At 72.0% G+C, this 24,565-nt stretch carries 22 protein-coding genes; 8 read left to right on the forward strand and 14 right to left on the reverse strand.

The genetic code is table 11. The features are described 5' to 3' along the window. Nucleotides 1-272 precede the first annotated feature (272 nt). On the forward strand, nt 273-1,136 hold the full coding sequence (locus F0L68_RS16395; RefSeq protein WP_149850454.1) for an NAD(P)H-binding protein: 864 nt from the start codon (nt 273-275) through the stop codon (nt 1,134-1,136). Between the two features lie 52 nt (nt 1,137-1,188). Here the strand turns inward: F0L68_RS16395 and F0L68_RS16400 are convergent, their stop codons facing one another. Beyond that, a complete protein-coding gene (locus F0L68_RS16400; RefSeq protein ID WP_149850455.1) occupies nt 1,189-1,431 on the reverse strand; it encodes an antitoxin in 243 nt (80 codons plus the stop codon). 128 nt (nt 1,432-1,559) lie between these two features. On the opposite strand from F0L68_RS16400, the gene F0L68_RS16405 reads away from it, so the two are divergent. Beyond that, on the forward strand, nt 1,560-2,519 hold the full coding sequence (locus F0L68_RS16405) for a CE1 family esterase (RefSeq protein WP_149850456.1): 960 nt from the start codon (nt 1,560-1,562) through the stop codon (nt 2,517-2,519). Nucleotides 2,520-2,556: 37 nt separating this feature from the next. On the opposite strand, the gene F0L68_RS16410 is transcribed toward F0L68_RS16405, so the two are convergent. Next, complete coding sequence (locus tag F0L68_RS16410; RefSeq protein ID WP_188316609.1) at nt 2,557-3,552, reverse strand: 3-oxoacyl-ACP synthase III family protein; 996 nt, start codon at nt 3,550-3,552, stop codon at nt 2,557-2,559. A gap of 115 nt (nt 3,553-3,667) precedes the next feature. Then, entirely contained in the window at nt 3,668-5,362 is a 1,695-nt protein-coding gene (locus F0L68_RS16415; protein ID WP_149850458.1) for an FAD-dependent oxidoreductase, read from the reverse strand. 141 nt (nt 5,363-5,503) lie between these two features. On the opposite strand from F0L68_RS16415, the gene F0L68_RS16420 reads away from it, so the two are divergent. Continuing rightward, nucleotides 5,504-6,373 carry a thioesterase family protein gene (locus tag F0L68_RS16420; RefSeq protein ID WP_149850459.1) on the forward strand — a complete coding sequence of 290 codons (870 nt, stop codon included), beginning with the start codon at nt 5,504-5,506 and terminating at the stop codon, nt 6,371-6,373. Nucleotides 6,374-6,566: 193 nt separating this feature from the next. Further along, nucleotides 6,567-7,805 (forward strand): cytochrome P450, encoded by a 1,239-nt coding sequence (locus F0L68_RS16425; RefSeq protein ID WP_223198840.1) that lies wholly within the window; start codon nt 6,567-6,569, stop codon nt 7,803-7,805. Nucleotide 7,806: 1 nt separating this feature from the next. On the opposite strand, the gene F0L68_RS16430 is transcribed toward F0L68_RS16425, so the two are convergent. Both F0L68_RS16430 and F0L68_RS16435 read right to left on the reverse strand, forming a co-directional pair. Continuing rightward, a complete protein-coding gene (locus tag F0L68_RS16430) occupies nt 7,807-10,602 on the reverse strand; it encodes an AfsR/SARP family transcriptional regulator (RefSeq protein ID WP_149850460.1) in 2,796 nt (931 codons plus the stop codon). A 241-nt stretch (nt 10,603-10,843) separates the two neighbouring features. Continuing rightward, nucleotides 10,844-11,287, reverse strand: coding sequence for a DUF6292 family protein (locus tag F0L68_RS16435; RefSeq protein ID WP_149850461.1), 444 nt, complete (start codon nt 11,285-11,287; stop codon nt 10,844-10,846). Between the two features lie 543 nt (nt 11,288-11,830). On the opposite strand from F0L68_RS16435, the gene F0L68_RS16440 reads away from it, so the two are divergent. Then, entirely contained in the window at nt 11,831-12,676 is an 846-nt protein-coding gene (locus tag F0L68_RS16440; RefSeq protein ID WP_149850462.1) for an NsdA family TPR-like regulatory protein, read from the forward strand. 255 nt (nt 12,677-12,931) lie between these two features. On the opposite strand, the gene F0L68_RS16445 is transcribed toward F0L68_RS16440, so the two are convergent. The 3 genes from F0L68_RS16445 to F0L68_RS16455 all read right to left on the reverse strand — a co-directional run bounded on the left by F0L68_RS16445 (nt 12,932) and on the right by F0L68_RS16455 (nt 15,563). Beyond that, nucleotides 12,932-13,678: a GAF and ANTAR domain-containing protein gene (locus tag F0L68_RS16445; protein WP_149850463.1), complete on the reverse strand. Its 747-nt coding sequence runs from the start codon at nt 13,676-13,678 to the stop codon at nt 12,932-12,934. Between the two features lie 54 nt (nt 13,679-13,732). Further along, nucleotides 13,733-14,467: an ANTAR domain-containing protein gene (locus F0L68_RS16450; protein ID WP_149850464.1), complete on the reverse strand. Its 735-nt coding sequence runs from the start codon at nt 14,465-14,467 to the stop codon at nt 13,733-13,735. Nucleotides 14,468-14,777: 310 nt separating this feature from the next. After that, a complete protein-coding gene (locus F0L68_RS16455; RefSeq protein WP_149850465.1) occupies nt 14,778-15,563 on the reverse strand; it encodes a hypothetical protein in 786 nt (261 codons plus the stop codon). A gap of 132 nt (nt 15,564-15,695) precedes the next feature. On the opposite strand from F0L68_RS16455, the gene F0L68_RS16460 reads away from it, so the two are divergent. From F0L68_RS16460 to F0L68_RS16470, 3 genes are read left to right on the forward strand one after another with little or no spacing between them, the layout of a single operon-like run. After that, nucleotides 15,696-15,917 carry a hypothetical protein gene (locus F0L68_RS16460; RefSeq protein WP_149850466.1) on the forward strand — a complete coding sequence of 74 codons (222 nt, stop codon included), beginning with the start codon at nt 15,696-15,698 and terminating at the stop codon, nt 15,915-15,917. Beyond that, nucleotides 15,914-16,603: an RNA polymerase sigma factor gene (locus F0L68_RS16465; protein ID WP_149850467.1), complete on the forward strand. Its 690-nt coding sequence runs from the start codon at nt 15,914-15,916 to the stop codon at nt 16,601-16,603. Before F0L68_RS16460 ends, F0L68_RS16465 begins: the two co-directional genes overlap by 4 nt. After that, nucleotides 16,600-18,495 carry a M48 family metalloprotease gene (locus F0L68_RS16470; protein WP_188316610.1) on the forward strand — a complete coding sequence of 632 codons (1,896 nt, stop codon included), beginning with the start codon at nt 16,600-16,602 and terminating at the stop codon, nt 18,493-18,495. The genes F0L68_RS16465 and F0L68_RS16470 overlap by 4 nt, the downstream gene beginning before the upstream one ends. A gap of 22 nt (nt 18,496-18,517) precedes the next feature. On the opposite strand, the gene F0L68_RS16475 is transcribed toward F0L68_RS16470, so the two are convergent. From F0L68_RS16475 to proB, 6 genes are read right to left on the reverse strand one after another with little or no spacing between them, the layout of a single operon-like run. Beyond that, nucleotides 18,518-19,495 carry a 5-oxoprolinase subunit C family protein gene (locus F0L68_RS16475; RefSeq protein ID WP_149850469.1) on the reverse strand — a complete coding sequence of 326 codons (978 nt, stop codon included), beginning with the start codon at nt 19,493-19,495 and terminating at the stop codon, nt 18,518-18,520. Then, complete coding sequence (locus F0L68_RS16480; protein ID WP_149850470.1) at nt 19,488-20,111, reverse strand: 5-oxoprolinase subunit B family protein; 624 nt, start codon at nt 20,109-20,111, stop codon at nt 19,488-19,490. Before F0L68_RS16480 ends, F0L68_RS16475 begins: the two co-directional genes overlap by 8 nt. Further along, complete coding sequence (locus F0L68_RS16485; protein ID WP_149850471.1) at nt 20,108-20,881, reverse strand: LamB/YcsF family protein; 774 nt, start codon at nt 20,879-20,881, stop codon at nt 20,108-20,110. Before F0L68_RS16485 ends, F0L68_RS16480 begins: the two co-directional genes overlap by 4 nt. Then, nucleotides 20,878-22,077: a pyridoxal phosphate-dependent aminotransferase gene (locus F0L68_RS16490; RefSeq protein ID WP_149850472.1), complete on the reverse strand. Its 1,200-nt coding sequence runs from the start codon at nt 22,075-22,077 to the stop codon at nt 20,878-20,880. Before F0L68_RS16490 ends, F0L68_RS16485 begins: the two co-directional genes overlap by 4 nt. Before the next feature lie 10 nt (nt 22,078-22,087). Continuing rightward, on the reverse strand, nt 22,088-23,338 hold the full coding sequence (locus F0L68_RS16495) for a glutamate-5-semialdehyde dehydrogenase (protein WP_149850473.1): 1,251 nt from the start codon (nt 23,336-23,338) through the stop codon (nt 22,088-22,090). Then, nucleotides 23,329-24,441, reverse strand: a complete 1,113-nt coding sequence (gene proB / locus F0L68_RS16500) for a glutamate 5-kinase (protein WP_149850474.1) — start codon at nt 24,439-24,441, stop codon at nt 23,329-23,331. Before proB ends, F0L68_RS16495 begins: the two co-directional genes overlap by 10 nt. Between the last annotated feature and the right edge of the window lie 124 nt (nt 24,442-24,565).

Consider the following 24,565-nt stretch of genomic DNA (forward strand, 5'->3'; position numbering starts at 1 on the left):
GGCGAACTCGCCCGGCCGAGCGGAGCGAGGCCCAATAAACACAGGTAGCTCAGAAACCGGGCAGGGAGCGAAGCGAGTCGCCGGCCAGAGCGCCCCCACCTGGCACACGGCCCGAACCGTCCCACTTATCAAACGGCCAGAGCGCCCCGCCTATCAAAACGGCCAGAGCGTGTCACACATCACAAAACGGGCACTAATCATATGCGAGGACGAATCCCCCTTGGCTAGCTTCGGAATTGCTCAAGTCGTAGAGCAAACCGAAGGAGCAAGTCATGACGATCCTGGTAACCGGCGCGACTGGAACTGTCGGCCGGGGCGTGGTCGGTCAACTCGTGGCCGCCGGTCAGCACGTGCGGGCACTGACCCGCGATCCGGCGGCGGCCAGGCTGCCGGCCGAGGTCGAGGTGATCGCGGGCGACCTGACCCGACCTGACACCATGCTGAAGGCGTTCGACGGCGTGGATCGGGTGCACTACCTGCCGACGTTCGCCGTTCCCGAGCGAACGGCCGAACTCGCGAAGTCCTTTGTCCACCTCGCCGAGGACGCTGGCGTGCGGCGAATCGTGTGTCTGTCCGGCGCTGCGGTCACCATCCGCCGGGCCGGGAGTTACGAACTGCTGCACGAGGTGGAGCAGGTCATCGAGGCCTCCGGTCTGGAGTGGACACACCTGCGACCGGGTGAGTTCGCGGTGAACAAACTGGACACCTGGGGTCAGTCCATTCGCGCCACAAGCGTTGTGCGCAACGCCTTTCCGGACGCACTGGGAGTACCGATCCACGAGGCCGACATCGCCGAGGTGGCCGTTGCCGCGTTGCTGGAGGATGGCCATGCCGGGCGCGCCTACACCCTGACCGGCCCGGAGGCGCTCAGCCATCGGGAGCAGGCAGCCGCGATCGGCGCGGGGCTGGGCCGCCCGATTCGCTTCGAGGCACAGACCTACGGACAGAGCCGGACGGCGTACATCGAGGCCGGGCTGCCGATGGAGGTCGCCGAGTACGTGCTGGGTTACCAGGCCGAGTACGCCGAGGAACCGCCCGAGGTCTCGCCGGCGTTCGAGCGAGTCACCGGCAGGCCGGGACGCACGCTCGCGCAGTGGGCGGCCGATCACGCCGCCGAGCTGGCGCTGACCAAATGACTACAGTGAGGCCCGTTCACTCACGCTGACGCCGACCGCGAACAAACCCCGCTCAGGCACCCGCACCAGAGGCATGCCCAGCCGCGTCACCGTCCGACGGCCGACGACCAGTGGTCTTCCTGACCCCACGAACGGCCGCGTCGACCTGACTGCTGTACTTGCCGTTGGTGCGCCGGTTGATCACATCACTCACCTGGTCGGCGAGCTTGTTGACCTTCTCCGGATTCTTCTTGGCGTACCGGCGCGCGATGCCGGCCGCGCCGGCGAGCACCGCTGCCTTCGCGAACAGACCCATGGTGACACTCCCGTCCGTAGAACCCTTCGCCCGAATGGCTCTTGCACCCAAACCAACGCCCCCAACCAACCGAAGGTTCCCTCTCACCTCACCAGGCGAACCTCACGCGACTCTGGCACGCTGCCGACATGCGCCGGGGCCGATGGGCGAGGACAATGCTGGCCGGCGTGGTCGTGCTGCTCGCGGCCTCCACCCTGTCGGCGTCGACCGCCACGCCCACCGTCCTCGCCGGCGACGAGTCGAACCGGACCGATCCGTGCCGGCGCCCGGTCGTCCCGGCGGGACTGACGACTCGACGCATCGTCTCCGGCGGCGCGGAACGCCTCGCGCTGCTGTACCTGCCGCGCACGGTCACCCCGACCGCGCGAGTGCCCCTGGTGTTGGACCTGCACGGCAGCGGCAGCACCCCGCGCGAGGAACTCGACCGCACCACCATCACGGCCACCGCCGACCGGGCAGGCTTCGCGGTGCTCGCCCCGCAGGCCGGCCTGCCCGTGTCGGCCGGCCGACACCGGGCCGGCTTTCTCTGGCACGTGCCCGGCGTCGGACTGGTCACCGGCAAGGTCCCGCCGCCCAACGCCCCCGACGACCTCCGGTTCCTCCGGGACGCCATCACTGCGATGGGCCACACGGTGTGCCTGGACACCAATCGGGTCTATGTCACGGGATTCTCCGGCGGCGGCCGGATGGCCTCGCAGGTCGGCTGCGAGCTGTCCGACCGGGTCGCGGCCATCGCACCGGTGTCGGGGCTGCGGTTCCCGCAGCGCTGCCAACCGAGCCGACCGATGCCGGTCGTCTCCTTCCACGGCACCGCAGACACCGTCAACCCCTACCTCGGCGGCAAGAACTCCCGGTGGCAGCACAGCATTCCCGAGGTGACCGCACAGTGGGCGACGGCGGACCACTGTTCGCCGACACCGGTCGACGCGCGGATCACCCCGACCGTCGGCACGACGACCTACACCGGCTGCCGCGACGGCAGCGAGGTCCTCCTCTACACAATCGAGGGCGGCACGCACGCGTGGCCGACAAAAACCGTGGACGCCACAGACCTGATCTGGTCATTCTTCCAGCGCCATAACCACTGACCCAACAACCGCTCACCCACCAACCACCGAACCGCAGTCACAGCTCGATAGCCGCCGCCCCACAGGAGAAACCCAGCCCGAACGCGATAAGCAGCAACCTGGTGCCCGCCGGAGTCCGGCCGGCCGCACGCGCGAGGGACAGGTTCACGAACAGGCTAGCCGGACCCATGTTTCCCAACTCCCGCACCGGCATCGGCACGATGTTGGCGTTCAGGCCGAGCGCGCGGACACCCATCTCGAGCATCTTCGCGTTGGGCTGGTGGGCAATGACGAGATCGATGTCCCCGATCGCCCAGCCGGCCTCCTCAAGGACCTTGCCGACCATCGCCGGCATCGCCCTGATCGCGACGCGGGCGAGCCGCTGACCGTCCATCTGGTAGTAGCCGACGTCGAGCGAGACGTGCGCGTCGTGCGGGGTGGCCCGCAGGATGGGCAGCCGCCCTAGTTTCCAGTGCTCCGCATGGGTTTCCCAGCGCAGGCCGCGCACTGTCCCGGCCGGTTCGTCCGCCTGCGCCCGTTCGAGGACGACGGCGCTCGCACCCGCCCCGAAGAGCCCGACCGTCGCCGCGTCCTTCGGGTCGACGTAGGACACGAAGTCGGCCGAGGTGGAGAGCACGACCCGCGCGCACCGGCCGGCCTGCAACATCAGGACGGCGTACTCCAGGCCGGCGATCGGCTCGGCACACACGCCGTCCAGTCCGAGCACGCGCACACGATCCAATCCAAGTCGGCCGGCGAGGAGCACGCCGCCCGGCGGCGTGAACGCCACATGCCCGGACTGGATGTGCAGCAGCATGGTCTCGTCGCCGAGGTCCGACATGGACAGCGACGCGTCGGCGCAGGCCCGCGTCACGGCGTCGACGGCGAGCCCGAGCACGTCCTCGCCGTCGCCGCACACCCGCCGGCACCGGATGCCCGTTCGATCCGTCAGCCAGGTCGGCGGGAGGCCAAGAGCGGAGGCCACGTCCGTGTTGCTGACCGTCTCGGAGCCGACGACATGGCCGACGCCACGCAGCCGAACGCGTGCTATCACGACACCCCTTCCGGCACGCCACGGCGGCGTCGCCGAACAGTCCGATGTGGTTGTCTGCGCCAGCTGACGCGGCAGCATCAGACTCGCAGCCCCGCGACGGCGCCGCCATCGTCCATCAGGGTGCCGGCGGGCCCGCCCGGTCCGCGTCGGCGCGCCGCAGCAGGCGCAGCAAGACGCCCTCCAGGACGCGCTCCGGCGCGTCGACCAGCGTCGGGGCGCGCCAGGCGACGATCCCGTCCGGCCGAACCAGCACGACGCCGGAGGCGGCGATCCCGAAGGCGTGCGGCCACCGTCCGTCCACATCGTCGAGTTCCGTGCCCAGCCCGAGGCGGTGGCAGGCCAAGGGCAGCCCGAGGCGCATGCCGACGCGCCGGCCGGCGTGGTGCCACTCGTCCCCCTCCGCGCCGCTCAGCAGCGCGAACGTGGACCGGCAGAGGTCCACTGTGGAGACGCGGACCCCGTCGCGGATCAGCCAGAGGTGCGGCAGCCGGACCCCTGGCCGGCCGGTCGCCCGTCGAGGGTCCTCCAGCGGCGTGGCCGCGTCGTCGCCGGCGGACTCGGCGAGCACGGCTGTCGACCGATAGCGATGGCCAAAGGTCAACGCCAGATCGTCCGCAAGCGGACTGCCGCCCGCACCTGAGCCCGCGCCCGAACCAGCATCTGAACCAGCATCTGAACCAGCGTCAGGGCCAGCCGCGAACCAGGAGCGCCAGCGGGCCACGGTCTCGTGCACGGTGAGCTCCGCAACCGGCCGCCGCTCGTCCTCGTAGGTGTCGAGCAGCCGATCGTCGGCCTGCCCGGACAGCACGAGGGCGAGCTTCCACGCCAGGTTGTGTCCGTCCTGGATGCCGGTGTTCGCGCCGTACGCGCCGGCGGGCGGCATGGAGTGCGCCGAGTCGCCGACGAGGAACACCGGACCGTGTCGATATCGGCGCGCGACGCCCGCTGTCAGCTCCCATGGCGACACCGTCTCGACCCGCACGGCCAGGCCGGGCTCGCCGACGGCGGCCCGCACCAGCTCCACGCACCGCTCCTCGGTGAAGTCGTCGACCCGTTCGCCGAGGTCAGGCCGATAACTGACGGTCAGCGAGGCCTCGTCGCCCGTGGTGATCCGCATGAACCCCGACACCTGGGTGTTGCGCACCATGCACAGCACGAGCCCGCGCCCCCGCCTGGCCGCGCCGAGGTCGGCGCGGAACCAGATGCTGACCCGGTGGTCGAGCACGCCGAGCCCGTTGAGGCCGATGCCGAGCTGCCCCCTGATCTCGGCCTTCGTCCCCTCGGCGACCACCAGGTACCGCGCGCGCACGGTGCGGCGAGCCCCGGTGTCTCGGTCCTCGAGGAGCGCGGTGACCCCGCCGGCATCGCGCTCCTCCAAGGACACCATCCTGGTGCCGAACCGGAGGTCGCCGCCGAGTCGTTCGGCGTGTGCGCGAAGCACCGGCTCCAACCTGTCCTGCCGGCAGACCGCCCAGGTCGCCGGGCTCACCTGCGCCAACACGCGTTGGTCGGTGTTGAACTCCGGTGGTTCCAGCCAGCCGATCTCCCTGCCGGCCAACGTCTCCACCCACAGCATCCCGGTCCGGTCCACGGGCCAGTCGTCCGCGAGCCGGATGTCCTGCTCGACGCCGGCCGCCCGGAACAACTCCATGGTTCTGGCGTTGTAGCCGGGCGTTCTGGCGTGGATCGCGGTGCCGACGTGCCGTTCCACCAGCAGCGCCGGCACGCGGTGCTGACCGAGGAACAGGGCGGTCGACAGTCCGGCGAGTCCACCGCCGACGATCAGGACGGATGTTGTTTCGTCATGCATCGAGTCTCCAGAGACCGCGCATCCGACGCTTTCCTGACACCAGAAACGAGCACTCGAAGTGTCGCGGCGGTCTCTTTCGTGCCGCTGACATCGGCCGGTGCCCCGCTTGCCGGACCGAGACGACCCCGTTAGGAAGGAGCCATGGGAAACCTGGACGCGGACACCAGCATCGAGCCGGTCGGCGATGACCGGTACCGGGCCACGCTGTCGCAGGACTGGGCGATGTGGGGCCCCAACGGCGGCTACCTGGCCGCCATCGCGCTGCGCGCGGCGGGAGCCGCCACGGCGCTGTCTCGACCGGCGACGCTGACGTGCGGGTTCATCGGCAGCGCCACGTTCGACCCGGTCGAGTTGCAGGTCGCGAGGCTGCGCGCCGGCCGGCGCGCCGAGCTGCTGCGGGTCGAGATGTTCCAGGGCGCCAAGCAGATCCTGTCGGCCAGCGTGTGGACGGTGGCTGACGGACTGCCTGGCCCGGATCGCCAGTGGAGCGACGCGCCCTCGGCTCCTCCGCCACTGGAACTGTCCACAATGGAGGACCTGGTCGTCGCGGCCGGTGGCACACCGCTCACGCTGTGGCGGAACTACGAGGTCCGGCCGATCGGCGAGGTCCGCATCGACCCGGACCGGCCGGCCGCCGAGCCGAAAGGCCAGGCGTGGCTGCGGTTCCGCGAGCAGGCCACCTTCCCCGGCGACCCGTGGCTGGACGCCGGGCGCTGCGCCGTCGCGGCCGACATCACCGGATTCCCCACTGTGGCACGGGGTTTCGCCGCGCGGGAACTCGCCTTCATCGCGCCGACCGTCGACCTGCACCTGACCTTCCACGGCGCCACGCCAGCCGGCGAGTGGCTGCTGGTCGAGAGCGAGGGGCTGGCGGCGGGCGGCGGGCTGGTCGGCGCGCGGGCCAGGATCTGGTCACCCGGCGTCGGGCTGGTGGCCAGCGGCGGCCAGCAGCTGCTGGTCACCGTGCCGAGATCGACGCAGACCGTGCCGCACAGCTCGGCCAGGCCGTAACAGTCGACCTACCCGCGACAACCTACCCGCGACAACCCGGCCGCGACGGCCCGACCGCGACAGACCAGCGCCTCGACAGCAGGGCGGCCCGCGACAGGACGTCGCGTCCCGCCTCTACGACGCTCCTGATCGGACGGTCCGGCAACCCGTTCGGGCGTAGCCGGGCACGCCGGGGACGGTCGATGCTGGGCGCGTGGATTCCCCAGCCGTGCACGCCGACGAGATCGGCGTCCAGGAAGCGATCACCGCGCTGCTGAGCCCGGCGGGCCGGGGCGATCCCTACCGCTACTACGCCGTGCTCCGCGAGCAGACCCCGGTGCTGCCGATCGGCAACTACGTGGTCCTCACCAGGCACGCGGACTGCGACCGGGTGCTCCGCGACCCGGGCTTCGCGGTCGAGCACGCCGGCTACCTCGACGCGAGCGTGCCGAACTGGCGCGAGCACTCCTCGCTGCGCGTGCTCCGCGAGTCGATGTTGTTCGCCGGGGCCCCCGACCACGAGCGCATGCGGCGGCTGGCCGGCACCGCGTTCAGCGCCCGCCGCGTGGCCGCCCTGCGCGATCCGGTACGCGAGCTGGTCGGCGCGGCCGTCGACCGGCTCGCCGAGTTGGGCGCGGACGGCGCGCCGGTGGACTTCGTCGCCGAGTTCGCCGTTCGGCTGCCGGTCGCGGTCAGCGGCGAGCTGCTCGGCATCCCGGCGGCCGACCGAGGCTGGCTTCGTGCGCAGGTCGCCGACCTGTCCGTCGCGCTGGAGACGATGCCCGACCAGGCGCAGCTCGGCGCCGCCGACGCGGCCGCCGACGCGTTGCGCGAGTACATGGCCGGGCAGGTGGCCGAGCGGCGCCGGTCGCCGCGCGAGGACCTGATCGGCGCGCTGGTGCAGGCCTCCCCGCACCTGCGGTTGGCCGCCCACGAGCTGACGGCGAACCTGGTGCTGCTGCTCGCGGCCGGCTTCGAGACCACGAGCCACCTGCTCGGCAACGGCCTCGCGCTGCTGCTGGACCGGCCCGCCGAGTCGGCGCGGCTGCGCACCAATCCGGAACTCGCGCCGAGCTACGTCGAGGAGATGCTGCGGTACGACCCTCCGGTGCACGTCACCTCGCGGTGGGCGGACCGCGACACCGAGATCGCCGGAGTCCCGGTGCCGCAGGGCAGGGAAGCGATCCTGGCGATCGGGTCGGCGTGCCGCGATCCCGCGCGGTTCGAGCGTCCGGACGAGTTCGTGCCGGAGCGGCCGGACAACCAGCCGCTGAGCTTCGGCGCTGGCCCGCACTTCTGCCTCGGCGCCGCACTGGCCAGGATGCAGGCGCAGCTGGCGTTTCCGTTGCTGCTGAACCGATTCCCCGGGCTCGCACTGTCGGGCCCGCCGACCAGGCGGGACCGGTTGACGCTGCACGGGTACGCCACCCTGCCGGTGATGATCGGCGACTAGCTCAGGCCGCGCCGCTGTCGTCGAGGTCCTGCAACTGCGCCCCGACGGTGGCGGCGCGAGGATGCCTGCGCTCGGTGAAGATCGCGAGCGCCCTGCGCCAGCAGTCGCGAGCCTCGGCGACCCGGCCGCAGCGCAGCAGGGCCTGGCCGAGGTTGTCCAGCGTCTCGCCCTCGCCCCACTGGTCCCCGACCGTGTGGCGGATGGCCAGCGCCTGCCGGTAGGTATCGATGGCCTCGCGGAAACGCCCCATGGCCCGGTGGATCTCGCCGATGACGTTCAGGCCGGCGGCCTCGCCGAGGCGGACGCCCGCCTCGCGCCACAGCCGGACCGCCGACCTGGCGTGGTCGAGGGCGTGGTCGAAGCGGCCGAGCAGCCGGGACAGCTCGGCCAGCAGGGTGAGGTCGGCCGCCTCGCCCCACCGGTCGTCGACCTCCCGCCGGATGGACAGCGCCTGCCGGCAGCACTCGACGGCCTCGTCGAACCTGCCGGCCCGGTGGTGGGCCTCGCCAAGGTTGTGCAGGTTCGCGCTCTCGCCCCGTCGGTCGCCGATATCGCGGGAGATCGTCCTGGCCCGCCGGCAGCAGTCGACGGACTCGTCGTACTCGTGCAGCTCGCGGAGCGCGCCGCCGAGGCCGTTGAGCATCCACGCTTCTGCGTACCGGTCGCCTAGTCCGCGCGCGACGGCGAGGCCCGTCTCGTGGGTGTCGCGCCAGTCCCGCACATGCCTGCGGAACAGGAAGAACCACCACAGCGACGCCGCCAGCCGCCACGCGATGGCGCCCTGCCCTACCTCGGCGGCGCAGCGGACCGCGGCGACCAGGTTGGCCCGCTCGGTCTCGCACCAGGCCAACGCCTGTTCGTGCCCGGCGAACTCCAGCGGCGGGAAGGTCGTCGCCGGCGGGGCCAGCTCGAAGATCCTTCGCTGGTGCGGATTGAGCACCCCGGTGGCGCGGTAGGCGGTCTGGAGGTACCAGTCGAGCAGCCGCCCGACCGCGGCGTCGTGTTCGACGCTCGCGTCGGCGGCGACGCGTTCGCGCGCGTAGTGCCGGAGCAGGTCGTGGAACCGGTAGCGGCCCGGCGTCGACACCTCGATCAGGTGCGCGACGGCCAGCCGTTCGAGGCCGCGCACCGCGTCCTGGTGGGACAGCTCGGCCATCGCGGCGACCACCGCCGAGCTGAAGTCGGGTCCCGGCAGGCCGCCGAGCAGACCGAACAGGCGCTGGCTTGCCGGGTCGAGCCTGGTGTAGGAGTGACCGAACGCCGAGCGGACGGCCAGCTCGGGGTCGCCGGGAAGTTCCAGCTGCCGCAACGGGTTTCCGTCGGCCAGCTCGGTGGCGGCGTCGGCCAGCAGCAGGCCGGGGCGGTCGGCGAGGTTCGCCGCGGCGATGCGCAGCGCCAGCGGGAGCCGCCCGCAGAGCCTGGTGACGGCCCGCGCCGCGTCGGGCTCGGCGGCCACCCGGTCCTCGCCGACCATGTTGGCGAGCAGGTCGACGGCCTCGCCGGAGGTGAGCGCGTCGAGCGAGAGCCGCCGCGCGTCGTGCATCGCCGACAGCCCGCGAAGGTCGTTGCGGCTGGTGGTCATGACGACGCAGGTCGGCGTGCCCGGCAGCAGCGGCCGCACCTGGCCGACGTCGGCGACGTTGTCCAGCAGCACCAGCATGTGCTTGCCGGCCAACAGGGACCGGTACAGCGCGGACTGCTCGTCGAGGTCGACGGGCACCTGGGTTGGCGGCACCCCGAGCGCGCGCAGGAACCTGGCCAGCGCCTCGGTCGGCGCCATCGGCGGGTCCGAGGCGTAGCCGTGGAAGTCGACGTAGAGCTGTCCGTCGGGGAACCGTTCGCGGATCTGGTGCGCCCAGTGCACGGCGAGCGCGGTCTTGCCGACCCCGGCGGTGCCGGCGATCACCGTGATCACCATCGTGTGCGGGGTCGGCTGGGTGAGCAGGGCGGCCAGCTCGGCTATCTCGGTCTCGCGGCCGACGAACGTGGCGACGTCGGCCGGCAGCTGCTGCGGCAGCCTCGGCGCCGCCCTCGGTTCGCCGCGCGCGATGACCGGGTCGTTGCTGAGGATCCGCTGGTGCAGCAGTTGGAGCTCGGGGCCCGGCTCGATGCCGAGTTCCTCGATCAGGACCGCGCGGATGTCCCGGAAGGTTTCGAGGGCCTCGGCCTGGCGGCCGGTCCGGTACAGGGCCAGCATCAGCAGGCCGCTCAGGCGTTCCCGCAGCGGGTTGGAGTTGACCAGGTTGCGCGCGTCGGGGATCAGGTCGGCCGCCTGGCCGAGGGCGAGGCGCGCCTCGATCCACCATTCGAGCGCGTCCAGGCGTTCGCCCTCGAGCACGGCGGCGAGTGCGGCGGCAAAAGGGCGCTGCACGGTGGCCAGCGCAGGCCCGCGCCAGACCGCGACGGCGGCCGCGAAGGCGTCGGCCGCCGTTTCGAAGCGCCCCTCGGTCGCGGCGGCGCGCCCGCGCTGCACGTGCCGGCGGAACACCTCGAGGTCGAGTTCGCCTGGATCGATCCTGAGCTGGTAGCCCGTCGCGTGGGTGACCACCCGAAGCCGCTGCTCGGGGTCGCCCTCGGTCAACAGCTTCCGCAGCCGCGACACGCTGACGTGCAGGGCGTTCAGCCCGGTGCCGGTCGGGTCCTCGCCCCACACGGCGTCCATCAGGCGGTCGATGGACACCATTCGGTTCGGCTCGCTGAGAAACGCGCCGAGCAGGGCCGTCATCTTGTCGCCACGAATCCGCAGCCGTCCCCCGGGGCCTTCGACCTCGACCGGACCCAGGATTCGGAACTCCACCGGACCTCCACGCAACGGTCTCGTCCATTGGGTGACGTTGCAGGCGAACTGGCGTGGATTGTCGCACGGAGTGGTCAGCGCGGTTGCCGATTCGGCGCGGTCCTGCCCCGGCGAACCGGCGGCCGAACGCGACGAGGGTGGCGATACCGGACGCCCCGCACGATGCCGAGTCACGATGCCGAGGCACGCCGCCTCGCCGGCCGTCGGGTCGCGGGTGGGCGGCTCAGTCGTGGTGGGCGGCTCAGATGATCCTGGCCAACCTGGGGTGCGGCGGGCGGTGGTAACCGGCCAGCCGGTCGGCCAGCTCGGTGGCCGGGCCCCGCAGGGTTCCCGGCGCCTGGTCGACGTGCTGGCCCGCCAGCACCATGGCGACGAAGCGGGCCACCGTCGACGGGGTCGGCAGCACGTCGCCCGTCAGCCGCGCGAGCACGACGGGCGCCTGCCCCGGCCTGGCGGGCTCGGTGGCCAGCACCCAGCCCGCGGTGTCGGTCCAGGCCAGCATGAGGTCGCGGTCGGGCAGGGCCGAACTCCGTGCGGTCAGGGCGATATAGGCGGTGGCCGTGTCCGCGATCTCCGAACCGATTCCGGCCGGGGACAGGCCGATCGCGCCGGCGACCGCCTCCACGTAACAGCTCAGTCCCGGCGCGGACAGACCATCGAACTCGTTGTTCCGCATCGACGTCATGGCCACCGTCACCATCCTCAGCGCACAGCGACTACCACGGGCGCGGCGATCGCGTCCCGACCCAGCTTGGTGATCACCTCGGCGGAGCCCTCGGCGGTCGACCGTTCTGTGGGGGTGGTCGGACGGTGCGGACCTGCGACCTCGCCGGAAACCGGTGCGGTCACGGTCAACGCGCCCAGGACTCACTGTGTCACACCGGCACCCCGGTGGGAACAGCGCGCGAGCGGCGGCCCCGGGTCCAGCAGGCCGGACCGTTCCGCGCGCCGCCGCCCGACGACCGCAGCCGCGGTGACCCAGTTCGTCGAGCGTCGCAACTACTCGGCCACGCCGGGCAAGGCCAGGATTTGCCAGGAATTGTCGGGAAAACGTCCTCACCCGATCGACAGGAACTGGCCTATCGTATTGGTGCCGCCCGCAGGGTCCGTTGGGCACGACGAGTTCCCCGGCAGGGCGCGTTCGCTTGGCACCCAGGCATTCCGTCGCGCAGACCCCGGACCCGGGCCACGCATCAGCAGCGTCCGAGCAGTCGCCAGGGAGCATGCCATGGCCGCCTCCGATCCCACCCCGTTCGCGCCCACTCCAGGACGGGTCGGCAGGTCCGATCCCGCCCGCGTCGAATCCGTCACCGCGGCCTTGCGCGCCAAGGACTATCGCAACGGCGGCGGCAGTTGCCACGACGACGCGCTCGCCGAACTCAACTCGGTCCGCCCGCTGTTGGCGGCGCGGGCGACGGATCCGGTCGCCCGCAGGCTCACGGTGGCGGTTGCGGACCTGCACGGCCTCGTCGGGTGGGCGTGTTTCGACATCGGCAGGGTCCGTCCCGCCATGGCGCACTTCCGCCAGGCGCTGCGGCTGGCTCGGGACGGCGGCGACGACGCCCTGCTGGCAGGCATCCACTACCGGATCGGGCGGGTGCGCCTGCACCACAACGCGCTTGCCGAGGCCCTCGCCCAGTTCCAGCGCGGCGATGAGGTCGCGAGGCGATCCGGCAGCGACCGGGCGGTCGCCATCATGTGCGCGAACCAGGCATGGGCCTACGCGAAGATGGGTCTCGCGGCGGACTCGACCGCGTCGCTCAGGCGCGCTGGCACCGCGTTCGACGCGGCGGAGGGGACCGAGCCGCCCCGCTGGGCCGCTTTCTTCGACGCGACCGACTTCTCCGCGATCACCGGCGTCATCCACACGGAGCTGGCCGCGCTGGTGGATGTCAGCCACACCCGGCTCGCGCTGCCGGCGTTGACGGCCGCGGTCGACGGCTTCGGCGACGCGATGGCCCGCAGCCGCGCGTTCTGCCTGATCTCCCTTGCGGTGAGCCACCTTCTCGACGGCGACGTCGACCAGGCGGTCGCGGTCGCCGGGCGGGTGTTGGGCGCCGCCCAGGGCCTATAGTCGATTCGGCTCAAGGACTGCCTGCGGCGGGAGGCGGACCGGCACCGGGGCGACGCAGGGGCTGGGGAGCTGTCGCGAGCCATCACCGAGTTCACCGCGATGCCGCAGGGATGTTCGTGGGGCGCCGCACAATTCGTCCCGCTCCCGGGGCTGCCGCTGTGCACTCCCTCGCCCTGCCGGAGCGCGTGGTGCGTGCAGCGATCCGGCACGGCGGCGTGACACGCCAAGCTCCACTGTGGACGGTCGTCGAGGCGGCTACCAGCCGGGATTGCGGGCCGGCCCTGGCGTGCCGATCAGGTCGTTGGCGCTGGTCTGGCCGGTGACGACCGCGTGCGCGACGTCGCCGAGCTTGCGGTGGTGGTCGCGCGCGTAGCCGCGCAGCACGGCGAAGGCACCGGCCTGATCGACGCCGAGGCGCTCGGCGACCAGGCACTTGGCCTGCTCGATGACCACCCGGCTGTGCAGCGCCCTCCGCAGCTGCTCGGCCACGATCTCGTGGTAGCGGATCGAACGCTGTTGGAGCAGGCCGATGGTGGCGACGTCGGCCAGGGCCTGACCGGTCCGCAGGGCGTCGGCGCTCAGCTCGCCCGCCCGGCTGCGGAACAGCTTGAGCGTGCCGATCACCTCGGTGCGCAGCCGCATCGGCAGCGCGTCGACGGCGGCGAACCCCGCCACCAGCGCCGCCGAGGCGAACCGCGGCCACGGCACACCAGCGCCGGCCAGGTCGGCGTTGCTGACCCTCGCGCCGGTCCTGAAGGCCTCGAGGCCGGGCCCCTCGTCGTACTGCGACTGGCACAGCTCGACGAGTCGCGCCTGTTCGTTGGAGGTGGCGATCAGCTGGAGCTCGGCGTGCTGGTCGGCCAGCAGCAACGCGGCCGCGTCCACGTCGAGCAGCTCGACGCACCTGTCGGCCAGCAGGTGCAGGAACTCGATCAGGTCGAAGTCATCGGTCAGTGTGTCCGCCAACTCGACAAACGTCGCCATCAGGCGTTCATCGTCCATCGCCGTCACCTCAGCCACCAGGGTAGGGCCGCGCCACCGAATTCGTGTCACCCCTCACGGCGCATCGTTGGTCGACCCGAACCGCAGTCTGCGGGCGACCACGTCCGCCGCCACCTCGTTCAGCGGCAGCCGATCGGCGAACGCCCGCGCGCGCAGGCGGGCGAACGCGTCCGAGATGCCGATGTCCAGCTGCGCGGAGACCATGCCGGTCGCCTGGTGCACCTGCGCGCTGCGCAGTGGCAGGCCGTCGTCCGCCGGATCGCCGCCTGCCAACGGTATGCCGGCCTGCTGGTCGAGCAACAGCGTCAGGGCGAACCCGGCGAACGCCAGCGCGTCCGCCAGCGTCGCCCCGTCCAGCTGACCGGCCTCGATCCGGTGCAGCGTGAGCGTGCCAAGCCGGATCGCCCCGACGCACAGCGGCAACGTGAACAGGGCGGCGGCGCCCGCCTCGACGGCCAGCGGCGCGAACAGCGGCCACCGGCGCTGGCTGTGCCGCGTGTCGAGGTCGGCGACGAGCACCGGGCCGCCGTCGTGCCGCGCGTCCACCCCTGGGCCCTCCCCCACCGTCACCTGAAGTTCGGCGAGGCGCGCGCCGAGCGGGTCGGTCGCGTGCCTGGTCTCCGACCGGCCGGGCGCGTTGTCCACCGTCACGACGGCCCCGGTCACCCCGAGGCGCGCGACGGTGGTCTCGCAGAGCACCTGGACCGACATCGGCCGCGCGCTCGCGACCGCCGCCTCGACGACCCACAGCCGGACCTGGGCGAGCCGGCTGGCGCGGCGACTGACCACGGCGACCGCCTAGCCTCTCCGACCGCGCAACGCGCGTCGCTCGTGTCCTGTGTGGACCGGTTCGGCCGCTCGGCCCGACGGCGTTGGCACGTCGAACCCGCCCGCAGTGCCTCATGGCCTGACCGGAGGGGAACTCTGCGCCGCCGAGGTCCGAAGCGGCGCCTGACACAGCACGGTCGATCCGTCCGCGTCGACGCGGGGTGATCCCGTGGTGCCGCCTCAGCCTAGCGCCTGTCCGGGCCGCCAGACCGATCCGCGCGGAACATCGCGGCGCACATCACCCTGACGGTACGGGCGAAGCCCGGCGGCCTCAGTCCCTGCGCAGCGCCATGGTGACGCCGACGATCGCCAGCACACCGCCGGCCACCAGTCCCACCACGACGAGGACCGAGCCAACGCCGCTGACGCCGGGCACCGCGACCACCTCGGTGTAGGAGCCGTGGTCGATCGTGCGCTCGGTGTCCTGGTGTGCGCGCAGGTAGTAGATCAGGAAGGCCACCAGGCCGACACCTCCCAGGGCGAGCGCCAGCCACAGTTGGCGCTGCCGGGTGGTGACGAGCGGCGGCGCCGGCCCGCAGTTGGCCATGATCGCCTCGGCGAGTTCGGTGTGCCGGTGGACCAGGCCGTGCACCCGCACCGCCCGGCGCCGGCCCCTGATCGCGACCGACGCGACGTACTGGGTGCCGAAGTACCTGGCGATCGGATTCGCCGCCTGCGCCTTCCTGACGCGAACATGGGCGACCGTTTCCCACGGAAATATCCTCGTCCGCCTGGAATTCGTGTGAGCGAAGCCGTGCTCGCGAAGTTCGAAATACTCGCCGGTGCCGCCGCGCCACGCCTTCCACCAGTTCACGGCGCCGATCACGAACGAGGACGCGGTCAGCGCGATCAACGCGCCGGAGAGCTGGCCCTGGTTGGGCTGGTAGGACGTCGGGTGCTCCGGCTCGGACAGCACGGCCATGGTCGCGATGCCGACGAACACGGCCAGCACCAGCCCGCCGACCGCGATCGTGCGGCGGCGTTCGTTGTCGACCGCGTGCGTGCTGACCACAGCGCCGAGGTCAGCCGACCCATCCGACGTGGGCTGATCGGTCATCCTTGAGTTCCCGTCCGATCCAGGTCGCGGATTTTCCTGGGATTGCGGGGTAACGCCGGGTGCCGTCTCGGCTGTTCCTGGTACAAGTTCGGCACGGGCGTGCTGACTGGCACCAACGGAGGCATCGTGACAATGGGGCAACCTGTCGTCGTGTTCGCCCTCGCCATCGCGGCGAGGATCGCATATCTGGTGGCCGCCTGGCGAACGGTCGCGGTCAGGGAACGGGCTCGCACCAAGGGATTGGCCGCCGTGCTGCGCGCGGCCCGGCCGGGGTCCGTGGTGGTCAGCCGGCACGCCGACGGCGAGACGCTGATCGTCCTCCCACAGGCGGCGACCACGGAGGTGTCGCGATGACGGCGGGCACGGTCGCCCCCGCGGGCTTCCGCGAGTTCTTCGAGTCCTCGTCGCCTGGAATGCTCGCCAGAGCGCTGGCCCTGACCGGCAACCGGCACGACGCGGAGGACGCGGTGCAGGAGGCGTACGCCGAGGCGCTGCGTCGATGGGACACGGTCGGCGGCTACGACGCGCCGGACGCCTGGGTCTACCTCGTCGTCCGCCAGCGGTGCTGGAAGGCGGCGCGGCGCTGGCGGCGGTCGAGCTCGTTGGACTCGCTGGAGTTGGCCGCCTGGCGGACGAACAGCAGCACCGAACGGGCCGCCGAGGCGCTGATCGCCCTCGGCGCCCTGGCCGCGCTGCGCGGCCGGCAGCGCATGGTGATGGGCCTGCATCTCCTGCACGGGATGACCTCGCGCGAGATCGCCGACGAGCTCGGCATGACGGACAACGCGGTGCGCCAGAGCCTGCTGAAGGCACGCGTCAGGCTCAGCAAGGAGTTGGCGGCGACGCGCCTCGGCCATCTATCCCCGACGGAGCGGGCCGTCGAGGAACGCTCGACCGCGCTCGACCGCGCGACGCGAACCATGCAATGGCTGGCCGACACGCTGCACGCGACCGAGGACTGGCTGCGCGCCGGGATCGAGGAGAACGACCGGGGCAGGCGGCGCGTCCTCGGGGAAATCCTCGCCAGGTGGTCGCGATGACGCTCACGCTCAGGGCGTTGCTGGCGGTCGCGCTGCTCGTCGGCGCCTACCTGCTCCTGGCGGTGCTCGTGCTCGTCGGCGTGGCGCTCGTCGCCGGTTCCGTCTGGGTCATCGCCAACGGCGGCTTCCAGATCAACATCCTGCTGCTGCTGGCGGGCGGCGGGCTCGTGCTGATCTCGCTCGTGCGCGCGGTGTTCAGCGTCAGCGGCGGCGACGACACCCCGCCGAACTCGGTGCCGGTCACCCGGGAGCGCGCGCCCGAACTGTGGGACCTGGTGCGGGAACTGGCCGCGCGGGTCGGCACCTCGGTGCCGGCCGAGCTGCGGCTGACCGACGAGGCCAACGCCGCCGTCAGCGAGACCGCCCCGCTGCTCGGCCTGCTGGCCGGCCGGCGCAGGATGTACGTCGGGGCGCCGCTGCTGGTCGGCCTGACCACCGACGAGCTGCGCACCGTGCTGTGTCACGAACTCGGCCACTACACGCACGGGCACACCAGGCTCGGCGCGATCACCTATCGCGGCTCCGTCGCGCTCGGCGCGGCACGACGGAGCATCGCGCGGACCGCGCTGGCCAACCCCGTCGCCAGGTTGTACGCGGGCGTGCCGTTGCGGCTGCTGTCCGGCTACGCGCGGTGCTACGACTGGATCTCCCTCGCGGTCCGCCGGCGGCAGGAGTACGACGCCGACGCCGTCGCCGCGCGGGTCACCGGCAGCCGGGTCACCGAGGACGCGCTGCGGTCCGCGCACTCACTCTCCCTTGCCTGGCAGGACTTCCGCGCCAGGTTCCTCGATCCGCTGAGCCGCGTCGGCCTGGTGCCGGACGACCCGTTCAGGGCCTTCCTGGCGATGATCGAGGACCCGGACTACCGCGAGCGCCTGACGGAGTTCCGCGAGCGGCCACCGACTCCGGTCCGGCAGGGTCCCAACCGCGACTCGCATCCGAGCCTCGAACAGCGGCTGGCCAGGCTCGACGCCGCGGCGGGCGGGCCGCCCGATCTCGCCGCCACCGGGGACGCCGCGCCCGCGCTGCGCCTGCTGCCGGATCCGGCCGAGCTGTTCGGGCGGGTGCGCGGCCGCGCGCGCCCGATGCCGTGGCGGGACTGGGCGGACGCCATCGCCGACCGGCACTGCGCCGAACAGCTCGAGCCGCTGCGGGCGGCGGTCCGCGCGGTGCGGGACGCCCGGTCGGGTCCGCAGGCGACGGGGTTCACCTTCGGCTCGGTCCTCGACCTGCTCGGCACGGACCGACGGACCGACCTGATGACCGCGCTCGCGAACGCCGTGCCCGCGCGACCGTCTCCGTCGTCGTCTCCGTCGTCGTCTCCGTCGTCGTCGGAGCAGGCGCGCGAACTGTTGCGCACGGCGGTGTTCCGCGCGGTCGGGCTCGCGTTGACGCGGGCGGGCGCGGCCAGGTGGACGGTGCCGTGGACCGGGACCAGCCGGCTGATCACCCCGGACGACGGCACCGCGCTTCGCGCGCTCGTCGACGCGACCGTGGCCGATCCGGCGCACAACCTCCCCCGGCTGCGCCGCCGCCTGTCGGCACTCGGCGTGCGCACGGGCGACTCGCTTGACCCGCCCGACGACGACGCGGCCGACGCGCCCGCTCTCCAGGACGACCTTGCCTCGGTCGACGAGCAACGCACCGGCCTCGCGCTGGTCTCCGGGCTGGTCGCGGTCGTCGTCCTCATCGCCCTGCTTGAGTCCCTCTCGAACCAGCACTCCCCCACCCCGGCGTACCACCCGCCGACGTACCAGCGACCGGCCTACCCTTCGGTGTTTCCCACGGGCCTGCCCGCCTATCCGATCCCGTCCGAACTCCTGCCGCATCTCCCCGTGTTTCCGAGCGTGCCGACCGGCATCCTGATCCCGGTGTACACCAGCACAGGGTGACCGCGCGCGGGCCGATGCTGGCTCAGTGGCAGGGAATTCCGACGCACCCGAAGGCGGTGCGGACCCTGGCGGTCAGCGCGTCCATGGCGCGGCGGCGGGCGCGGTAGGCGGCCACGGCGTCGGGCAGCGCCTGTCGGCGGAAGCGAAGCACGTGGCCGGGGGCGGCCTGGCCGAGCGCCGACTGGGCCACACGGGTGGCGACGGCGACCACGGGATACCCCGCCGTGACGGGTCGGCCGCGCAGCAGCACCAGCAGTTCCCGCGACGGGGTGACCTCGACCGCTCCGACCGGCACGCCACGGGACAGCAGCTCGCGGGTGTCGAGGCGGGTCGGGGCGGGGCCGCTCAGGCGCAGGCCGATGTGGTTGCTGGTTGGCGTGATCCGGTACGGCTCGGACAGCAGGGTGCGGTCCAGGTCGACGAAGTCCGCGCCGGCCGGGCCGTCGGTGACGTCGATGGTCCACGGGCTGCCGAAGCGGGGCGTCGGCGCGGCGAGGCGGAACACGGGATGGCGGAACACCGGGTGGTCCACGGGGACGTAGTCGGTGTCGACGGCCAGCTCGGCACCGGCCCTCAGCCAGGTGCCGACCTCCAGCAGCGAGTCCGGCGCGCAACTGCCAAGCACGAAGGGAACCTGGAACTCGCCATGCACCGCAACATAAGTCCGGAGTCCATTGTGGACGTTGTGCACGGCGACCCGCGCGCCGGCCGGCACGCAGACGGGCTCCCACATCCGGTGCGGACGACCGCCACAGGTCAGCGTCGCCGGCGCTCCGGTGACCGAGATCAGCGCGGCGCGGGTCGTGGTGAAGGCGAACGCCGACGCGGTGACCTCGATGAGCGGGCTGTTCTCCCGGTTGCCGACCAGGATGTTCGCCACGGCCGCCGAGAACTGGTCGGCCGCGCCGTTGGGGGGGATGCCGTCGCGGGAGTGGCCCTGGCGGCCCAGATCGGTCACGGCGACCATGCCGGCCTGGTGCACGGCCAGCACGTCAGCCATGGGACTCGAACCGGAAGACGTCGCCCGGCCGGTAGCCGAGGTCCAGCAGCCGCAACGGTGTCCGCCCGATCAGACGCCAGCCGCCGGGCGACCGCACCGGATAGATCACCGCCTGCCGCCCGGACACGGCGACCGAGCCGGCCGGGACGTGCGTGCGGGGCCGGGGACAACGGCTGATCGGGGCGGGAAAGCGGGAGCCGTCCATCATCGGCGCGCCGGCCGGAGCGCCGCGAAACCGCACCACCCACGGGGTTTCGGTGTGCAGGCGCACGACGTCCCGCTCGGTCAGGCCGAGCTGCGCCGCGACGTCTGGCAGATCGGGGCCGTGCTCGCCGCCGTAGACGACCGGGATCCGGTACGTCGTCGGCGTCGGGACCGCCGCCGTGCCCCTGGCGTCCCTGAGCGCGCCGGCCACCTCGTCATGGGTGGTGCGCGCGCAGTCGAACTCCACCAACAGGGCGTCGTAGGTGGCGACCACGTCGAGGACGCCGGGGATGCCGTCGGCCTCGACGGCGTCGGCGAGGCGGCGCACGGCCAGCCAGCGGTCCTCGACGCTGCCGCCAGACACTGTGGCCAGCAGCGCCGAATCGCCGTACGGCGCCACGGTCAGCGTCATGCCCGCGCGGCCAGGACCGAGGCGAGGGGCTCGATGGCGACTCCAGCGGAGCGCAGCGCAGCCCGGACGGTCCTGGCCAGGTCGACGGCCCCCGGGGTGTCGCCGTGCAGCAGCACGGTGTCCGGACGCAGCTCGACGACCCTGCCCGTGATCGCCTCGACCGTGCCGTCGGTGACCATCCGCACCACCCGCTCGGCCACCTGCCCGTGGTCGGTGAGCACGGCCCCCGGCGAGGAGCGGCGGACCAGCGTGCCGTCCTCCTGATAGGCGCGGTCGGCAAGGCCGAGCACCGCGACGGGCAGGCCCGCGGACCGCGCCGCCGCCGTCAGCGCGCCGTCCAACGCCACCACGGCGAGCGTCTGGTCGAAGTCCGTGACGGCCTCGACCACGGCCGCGGCCCAGTCCGGCCGCACCGCCGCGACGTTGCCCAGCTGTCCGTGCGGGGTGACGTGCCGCAGCCGCGTGCCGTGCGCCGTCGCGAACGCGCTGAGCGCGCCCAGTTGGTACAGCACGTCGGTGCGGACCTCGTGCGGGGTCAGCTCCATGGTGCGGCGGCCGAAGCCCACCCGGTCGGGCAGACCGGGATGGGCGCCGACGCCGACACCACGGCGGACGCACTCGGCGACCGTCGCGTGCATGATGCGAGGGTCGCCGGCGTGGAAGCCGCAGGCGATGTTTGCCGACGTCACGATCTCCAACAGGGCCGCGTCGTCGCCCATCCGATAGTCGCCGAACCCCTCACCGAGGTCGGCGGCCAGGTCGACCCTCATCGGGGGCTCGTGGCGGCGATGAGATCCCGGATCGCCTCGATTCCCCTGGCGACCCGCTCCGGTGACTCGGTGCCGACCGAGATGCGGATGTGCCGGTCGCAGGACTCCCCGTAGGCGATGCCGGCGACCACGCTGACCGAGCTCTCCCGCAACAGCCGCGTGGTGAACTCGCTGGAGTTCAGCGTGGACTCGCCGAGCGAGGCGAACAGGTAGAACGACGCCGAACCCGGCAGCGTCTCGATGCCGGCGTCGGCCAGCCACCCGGCGACCTCGTTGCGCAGCGCCACGACGCGGCGGATCTGCGGGCGGGTCACCTCAAGGATGTCGTCGAAGTGCTCGGCCAGATAACAGGACAGGATGGTCGGGGCGCAGGTCACCAGATGCTGGTTGATCTTGAGGACCTGGTCGATCAGGTCGCGGTGCGCGATCACGTAGCCGACCCGCCAGCCGGAGATGCCGTAGTTCTTGGACATCGAGTTGACCGTGACGGTGTGCCGCTTCTCCTGGTCGAACGACCCGCACGCGCGGAACGGCGGCCCCGTCGGCGGCACGAACTCGTTGTACGCCTCGTCCGCGATGACCAGCAGGCCGTACGTTTCCGCGAGTTCGTGCACGAACTCCAGTTCCTCGTCGGTGTACACGCGGCCGGACGGGTTGTTCGGGTTGTTGATCACGAGGGCGCGGGTCCGCGGGGTCACGTACCTGGCCAGGTCGAACACGCTGACGTCGTGCGGGACCAGCACCGGCTCACCGCGACAGAGCCGGACCTGTTCCGGGTAGCTCAGCCAGAACGGCTCCGCGATGATCACTTCGTCGCCGGGGTCGAGCACGGCAAGCAGCACCATGTAGATCGCGGCCTTCGAGCCCGCCGTCACCAGGATCTCCTGGTCGGGGTCGACCGGCACGGCGAACTCGTCCTGGTAGTACTTGGCCAGCCGCGCGCGCAGCTCGGCCAGCCCGCGCGAGTGCGAGTAGTGGTGCAGGCCGGTGCCGGTCAGGCTGCCGAAGTTCAGCTCGGGCAGGTCGAAGAACGCCTCGCCGAGCGACAGCGTGATGATGTCGTGCCCGGCCGCGCGCAACTCGTAGACGAGGTTGTTGTACTTGATGGACAACGCCTGTTCGACCTCGCCCATCAACGCGGAGGTTCGGATGGGCGACGGCGGGATGACAACCGGCGCGGATTCGACAGTGCTCATGGTTGCTCCCTCAGAGGACGCGAGTCTGACCGGAACCCCAGACGACGTTCTTCACCGTCGTCAACGCGGCCAGCCCCATCGGCCCGCGCACGTGCAGTTTCTGCGTGGACACACCGATCTCCACGCCGTAGCCGAACTCGCCGCCGTCGGAGTAGCGGGTCGAGGTGTTGACGAACACGCTGCCGGAGTCCACTTCCCTGGTGAACCTGCGCGCCGCGTCGATGTCCTTCGTGACGATCGCCTCCGCGTTGGCGGTGCCCCAGCGGCCGATGTGCGCGATGCCCTCGGCAAGGTCCGGCACGACGCGCACGGCCAACACCAGGTCCAGGTACTCGGTGCCCCAGTCCTGCTCGGTCGCCTGCGTCGCCTTGGGCCAGACCTCGCACACCACCGGGCAGCCGCGGATCTCGACACCGGCCGCGGCCAGCTCGTCGAGCACGCCCGGCAGCCAGTCGTGCGCCAGATCTTCGTGCACCAGCAGGGTTTCCATCGCGTTGCACACGCTCGGCCGGGAGGTCTTGGCGTTGATCGCGACTGCGGTCGCGATGTCCCGGTCGGCCGCGCCGTCGATGTAGACGTGGCAGTTGCCGGCGCCGTCGATGACGGTCGGCACGGTCGCGTTCTGCTCGACCGAGGCGATCAGCTCAGGGCCGCCGCGCGGCACGAGCAGGTCGATGTATCCCTTGGCGCGCATCAGTTCCAGCGCGGCGTCTCGGGACGGGTCGGTGATCAGTTGGACCGCGGCTGCCGGGATGTTGTCGTGTTGGGCGATCGCCGCGTCCAGGGCGGCCATGATCGCGGAGTTGCTGGCCATGGCCATGGACGAGCCGCGCAGGACGGCGCAGTTGCCCGTCTTCAGGCACAGCGCGGCGACTTCGGCGGTGACGTTGGGCCGCGCCTCGTAGATCACCGCGACCACGCCGAGGGGCTCGCGCACGCGCTCCACCAGCAGGCCGTTGGGCCTGGTCCAGCCCTCCACCACCTGGCCGACCGGGTCCGGCAGGTCGACGATGGTCCGAATGGCCTTGACCAGACCGGCCATTCGGCGATCGGTGAGCGTGAGCCGGTCCACGAGCGTGCTGGAGATGCCGGCCGCCCGCGCCGCGTCGACGTCGGCGGCGTTGGCCTCGATGATCGCCGCGCGGTGGTCCTCGATCGACGCCGCCGCGTCCAGCAGCAGCGCGTTCTTCTCCGCCGTGGTGAGGGTCTTGACCCCCGCCCAGGCCTCGGCCGCGCTCCGGCAGACTTCGGTCACCGACATGGCTGGTCCTCCACGATCCGTACGTAGTCGCCGCTGGCGACGATGGGGTCAGTTGGGTCGATGGCGGCCTGGACCGTGCCTCGGGCGACCGGCCGGCCGTCGGTGTCGCAGATGTCGGCGGTGTCGCCGGGCTCGACCGCGCCCAGCTCTGCCGCGATGTGCTGGCGCCGTAGGGTTTCGCCACGCTCGACGGCGGCGAGCCCATCGGGGGTGCACCGCAGCGAGCCTGCCGGCGGCGTGCGGAAGGCGCGCCACAGCGTGCCGATCGTCGGGGTCGCGCCGGTGACGGCCCTCGGCCGGAACACCGTGCCGATCGGGCGGTTCCGGTGCGCGGCAACCAGCACCTCGGGGTCGGTGGTGTCCGCGATGACCGTGCGCACGCCGCAGAAGGTCGCGATCCAGCAGGCGCCGAGCTTCATCCGCATGCCGCCGGTGCCGCCGTCGCCGACCGACCCGCCGGCGAGCTCCTCCAGCTCGGGGGTCAGCGCGGCGACGTCGCCGATGTGCCGCGCGTCCTCGGCCAGCAACGGGTTGCTGTCGTACAAACCGGGCACATTGGTCAACAACAGCAACAGATCGGCCTGGAGGAACCCGCCGAGCAGCGCGGCGAGCACGTCGTTGTTGCGCACGCCGAGCGCGTCGTTCTCGTTGACCACCGGGATCATGCCCAGCGCGAGCATGGTCGCCAGGGTGTCCCGCACGCCGCCGCTGCGGGCCGCGTCGACCAGGTCGAACGGGGTGAGCAGCAGCTGTCCGGTCTGTAGGCCCCGGTCGGCGAACGCGGCCTGGATCGCGGCGTAGAGCCTGGACTGGCCGAGCGCGGCGGCGACCTGCTGCCCGACCGGCCCCGCCGAGGCGAGGGCGGGGTGGCGGGTGCGGCCGATGGCGATCGCCCCCGAGGTCACCAGCACGGGCGACAACCCGGCGGCGACGCCCCGGTGCACGGTGTCGCAGAGCCGGTCGAGCTTGGCCTGGTCCAGCCGGCCCTCGGTGACCAACGAGGACGTGCCGATCTTGAGCACGACGCGGTCGCCGCGCGCGGTCGGGTCCTCCGCACGCGTCTCGACATTGGGTGAGGTGCCTGGCGATGTGTTGGTCAGCATGGCTTCTCGTGCTCCGCAAGGCTTCGTCGGGTCGGCAGGCAGATGCTCGCCGCCGCCGATGTACCGCCGATGTGCTCGCGATACGCCGCCGGTGTGAGCCTGCTCTGTTTACGGCGCAACGATG

Origin of the sequence: Solihabitans fulvus (assembly GCF_008386585.1) — a bacterium.
Classification (GTDB): Bacteria; Actinomycetota; Actinomycetes; order Mycobacteriales; family Pseudonocardiaceae; genus Solihabitans; species Solihabitans fulvus.